Annotated in this window: 2 protein-coding genes; both read right to left on the reverse strand. The window is 74.8% G+C overall.

From position 1 onward, the window contains the following. A partial coding sequence (locus tag ACFWBB_RS42320; RefSeq protein WP_385284556.1) for a type I polyketide synthase occupies positions 1–1,900 on the reverse strand: 1,900 nt, incomplete at its 3' end. Positions 1,901–1,933: 33 nt separating this feature from the next. Continuing rightward, positions 1,934–5,029: type I polyketide synthase (locus tag ACFWBB_RS42325; protein WP_385284562.1), on the reverse strand; the 3,096-nt coding region annotated here is incomplete at its 5' end.

Consider the following 5,029-nt stretch of genomic DNA (forward strand, 5'->3'; position numbering starts at 1 on the left):
GATCACCCTCCGGATCACCGCCCGGATCACCGTGCGGATCACCGTGCGGGCCGCCCTCGCCGAACATCACCTCCCGCACCGGACGCTCCAGCAGGACGTCCAGCAGCGCACAGGACTCGTCCACCGACCGCGCGAACACCGGGAAACCCTCATACAACTCCCGTCCCATACCAGGACGTTGGGCACCCTGGCCGGAGAACAGCACCGCGGTGGCACCCGTCGGCCGCGGCGCGCCCTGGACCAGGTTCGCGGCCTTCTTCTGCTCGGCCAGGGCGGTCAGGGCGGCCAGCAGTTCATCCGGCTGCCGGCCCCACACCACCGCACGCCGCTCGAACGCGGTGCGTGTCGTGTTCAGTGCCTGTCCCACCGCGGCCGGTTCCAGGCCGGGCCGGGCAGCAACATACCCGGCCAGCCGGCCCGCCTGAGCCCGCAGCGCCGCCTCCGTCCGGCCCGACACCACCCACGGCACCACGGCGGGCCGCTCCTGGGGCTGAGCATCGGGCGCCCGGGGTGGCCGGGGTGCCTCCTCGACTATCACGTGGGCGTTGGTGCCGCTGATCCCGAACGAGGACACCGCCGCCCGCCGCGGCCGCTCACCCCGCGGCCACGGCCGCGCCTCGGTCAGCAGCTCCACCGCACCCGAGGACCAGTCGACCTTCGACGACGGCGCGTCCACATGCAGCGTCTTCGGCAGCACCTCGTGCCGCAGCGCCTGCACCATCTTGATGATGCCGCCCACCCCCGCCGCCGCCTGGGCGTGGCCGATGTTCGACTTCAGCGACCCCAGCCACAGCGGGCGCTGGGTGTCGCGGCCCTGCCCGTAGGTCGCCAGCAGCGCCTGCGCTTCGATCGGGTCGCCGAGGGCGGTGCCGGTGCCGTGCGCCTCCACGGCATCCACCTCGGCGCCCGACACACCCGCGTCCGCCCAGGCCTGGCGGATCACCCGCTGCTGCGAGGGGCCGTTCGGGGCGGTCAGGCCGCTGGAGGCGCCGTCCTGGTTGACGGCCGTGCCGCGGATCACGGCCAGCACCCGGTGCCCCGCGCGCTGCGCGTCCGAGAGACGCTGAAGGACGAGGACGCCCACGCCCTCGGCCCAGCCGGTGCCGTCGGCGGCCTCCGCGAAGGCCTTGCAGCGCCCGTCGGGGGCGAGGCCCCGCTGGCGGCTGAACTCGATGAAGGCGATCGGGCTGGCCATCACGGTCACGCCGCCGGCCAGCGCCATGGCGCATTCGCCGCGGCGCAGCGACTGCACGGCCAGGTGCAGGGCGACCAGCGACGACGAGCACGCGGTGTCCAGCGTCACCGCGGGGCCCTCGAGGCCGAGGGTGTAGGCGATGCGGCCCGAGGCCATGCTGGGCGCGCTGCCGTTGGCCAGGTGGCCTTCGAAGCCGTCCGGGGCGGGGTTCAGGCGGGTGCCGTAGTCGTTGTACATGACGCCCAGGTACGCGCCCGTCGGGCTGCCCCGCAGTGCGTCCGGCAGGATGCCGGCGCTTTCCAGTGCCTCCCAGGACGTCTCCAGGAGCAGCCGCTGCTGGGGGTCCATGGCGAGCGCCTCGCGCGGCGCGATGCCGAAGAAGGCGGGGTCGAAGTGGTGGGCCCGGTGCAGGAAGCCGCCCCGGGTGGACGTCGTCCGGCCGACGGCGTCGGGGTCGGGGTCGTAGAGCGCGGAGGGGTCCCAGCCGCGTTCCCCGGGGAACTCCGAGACGGCGTCGACGCCGTCGTCGACGAGGTGCCACAGTTCCTCGGGGGTTTCGACGCCGCCCGGGTAGTGGCACGCCATGCCGACGATGGCGATCGGCTCGCGGCGGGCCTCCTCGAGGTGGTCGATACGGCGCTTGGCCTCGCGCAGGTCGAGTGTGGCGCGCTTGAGGTAGTCGATCAGTTTGCGGTCATCAGCCATGGGTTCCCCGCCAGGTGAGTCGGTGGGCCGGGCTCAGATTTGTCCGAGCTCGTCGTCGAGCAGTTCGAGCAGTTCGTCCGCGCTCGCGTCGGCCACGTCCTGGTGGTCGGGGGCGTCGCCTGAGCCGGGGCTCCATTCGGCCCACAGGGCGCGCAGCCGGGCCACGACATGGCCGCGGTCCGTCTCGCCGGGGCTCGCGGACGCGAGCAGCCGTGCCAGTGAGTCGATGCCGGCGTGGACGTCCTGCATCCCGTCGCCCTGGTCCGGGCCCAGTTCCGCGTCCAGGTAGCGGGCCAGGGCGAGGGGGCTCGGGTGGTCGAAGATCAAGGTGGCGGGCAGCCGCAGTCCCGTCACCTCGCCGAGGCGGTTGCGCAGTTCCATGGCGGTGAGCGAGTCGAATCCGAGGTCCAGGAACCCCCGGCCGGGCTCCACGGCCGCCGGGGTGTGCGCGAGCACCGTCGCGACGTGTTCGCGTACGAGCACCAGCAGCGCCTCGAGGCGCTCGGCGTCCGGCAGGTGCCTGATGCGTGCCTGGAAGGCGTCCGGTCCCGGGCCGGTGGCGCGCTTGGGTGCCGGGGCCAGGGCGCGCAGCACGCTCGGGAAGGACGCCGAGCCGGCCGTCTCCCTGAGCCGGCGCAGGTCGAGCCGGGCCGGTACCAGGACCGGCTCGGGCCGTTGCAGGGCCGCGTCGAACAGCGCGCCGCCCTCGGCGGGCGAGAGGGGCAGCATGCCCGACCTGGTCAGCCGCTGCACATCGGCCGGTGAGAGGTTGCCGGTCATGCCGCCGTCCTGCTCCCACCAGCCCCAGGCCAGCGAGGTGCCGGGCAGGCCCGCCGCGCGCCGGCGGCGGGCGAGTGCGTCCAGGACGGCGTTCGCGGCGGCGTAGTTGCCCTGTCCGCCGCCGCCCAGGACGCCTGCCGCGGACGAGAACATGACGAACGCCGAGAGGGGACGGTCCTGGGTCAGTTCGTGCAGATGCAGCGCGCCGTCCGCCTTGGCGCGCAGGACGGTGCCGATCCGTTCGGGGGTCAGGGACGTGAAGCCGCAGTCGTCCACGACGCCCGCCGTGTGCACCACGGCGGTCAGGTCCGCTACGCCGTCCAGCAGCCGGGTCAGGGCAGAGCGGTCCGACACGTCGCAGGCGGCCACGCTCACCTCGGCGCCGAGCCCGGTCAGTTCGTCCCTCAACGCGGCCGCGCCGTCGGCCTGTTCGCCGCTGCGGCTGACGAGCAGCAGTTTGCGCACCCCGTGGGTGGCCACCAGGTGCCGGGCGAAGAGGGCACCGAGCGATCCGGTGCCGCCGGTGATCAGGGTCGTGCCGTGCGGATCGTAGGAGACGAAGTCCGGCTGCGGTGCGGGGGCGGGGGCCCGGACCAGGCGCGGTACCAGGGCTTGTGCCTCGCGCAGTGCCGACCACGGCTCCCCGTGGCCGAGCGCGTCGCGCAGCGCGCCGGCGAGCGAGCCGGCCGGCTCGCCGGCCGCGTCGTGGCCGGGCGCCTCCAGCAGGGTGAAGCGTCCGGGGTGCTCCTGCTGGGCCGAGCGCAGCAGGCCGCAGACGGCGGCCTGGGCGATCCCGTCCCCGCACAGCACGGCCGCCAGCGTGGCGGAGCCGAGCCGCTCCTCGGCGAGGAACTCCTGGGCCAGGGTCAGGCTCTCCCCCAGCAGCCGGCCGACCGCGCCCGCCTCATCCACCGCATCCGCCGCGCCCGCCGTGCCTGCCGTGTCCGCTGTGTCCGCTGTGTCCAGGAGGACGGTGACGACGTCGGGCACCGGGTCGCCGGAGCGCAGCGCCGTGCGCAGGCTGTCCAGGTCGGGGTAGGTGCGGGCCTGCTCGCCCAGGTGGGCGGCGAGCCGGTCGTCGCCGAGCACGGCCCAGGCGTGCCCGGGCGTGGTGGTGGCGCCGTGCGGTGCGGGGACCCAGTCCAGCCGGTAGAGGGAGTCCAGGCGCGGGCCCGTGAGGTGGTCCAGGGTCACGGCGCGCAGGGCGAGGGACTCCACGAACCCCAGCGCTGTCCCGGATTCGTCGGCCAGGTCCACGGCCACGGCGTTGTCCCGGGCGGGGGTGAAGCGGGCGCGCAGCCCGCTCGCGCCGCGGCCGTTCAGCTCCACGCCGCTCCACACGAACGGCAGCCCCTCGCGCCCCTCGAGCGCCCCGAGGCCGGCGGGCCGCAGCACCGCGTCCAGCAGCGCGGGGTGGATGGCGAACTCACCTGCCGCGCCGTGCAGTTCGTCGGGCAGCGCGGCCTCGACATACAGTTCCGCGCCCCTGCGCCAGGCCGCTCGCAGCCCCTGGAAGGCGGGCCCGTAGGAGAAGCCGCTGTCCGACAGCCGCTCCTGCAGCTCGTCCAGGTCCACCGCGACCGCGCCGGCCGGGGGCCATACGCTCAGATCGGGTGCGCCGGCCCGGCCGCCGCCCGTTGTGGGGCGCAGGATGCCCGTCGCGTGCCGTGTCCAGGGGTCGTCGGGGCGGGCCTGGGCGTAGACGGTGACCCGGGATTCGGGGTCGACCGCGCATTGGATGCGGACCTCGCCGCTCTCGGGTACCGCCAGCGGGGCCTCGATGGTCAGTTCCTCGACCCGGTGCGCACCGCAGTGTTCGCCCGCGGCCCGGACCAGCTCCAGGAACGCGGTTCCCGGCACCACGGCCGTGCCCGAGGCCGCGTGGTCGGCGAGCCACGGCTGCGTGCCGGGTCCCAGCGCCGCGGTGAACGTCCAGCCCTGTCCGCCCGCCAGGGGGACGACCGCGCCCAGCAGCGGGTGTTCGAGGGCCGTCAGACCGGCCTCGGCGACACCCTTGGCGGAGCCGCCGGGCACGTACCAGTAGCGCTGGTGCTGGAAGGCGTAGGTGGGCAGGTCGCACGCCTGGCCGCCCTGGAGTGCGAACAGGGCGTTCCAGTCGACGGCTGTGCCGGCCGTCCACAGTTCACCCAGCCCGGCCAGCAGCGCCTGGACGCTCGGGCGGTCGCGGCGCTGCAGCGCCACGAGCTGCATGCCCTCGGCCGCGGCCGGCTCCGCCATCGGCGTCAGCACCGCATCGGGGCCCACCTCCACACACCCCGTCACACCCTCACCGGACAGGACACCCACCGCGTCGGCGAAACGGACCGGGCAACGCACCTGACGCACCCA

Source organism: Streptomyces sp. NPDC060000, assembly GCF_042737375.1.
Taxonomy (GTDB): Bacteria; Actinomycetota; Actinomycetes; order Streptomycetales; family Streptomycetaceae; genus Streptomyces.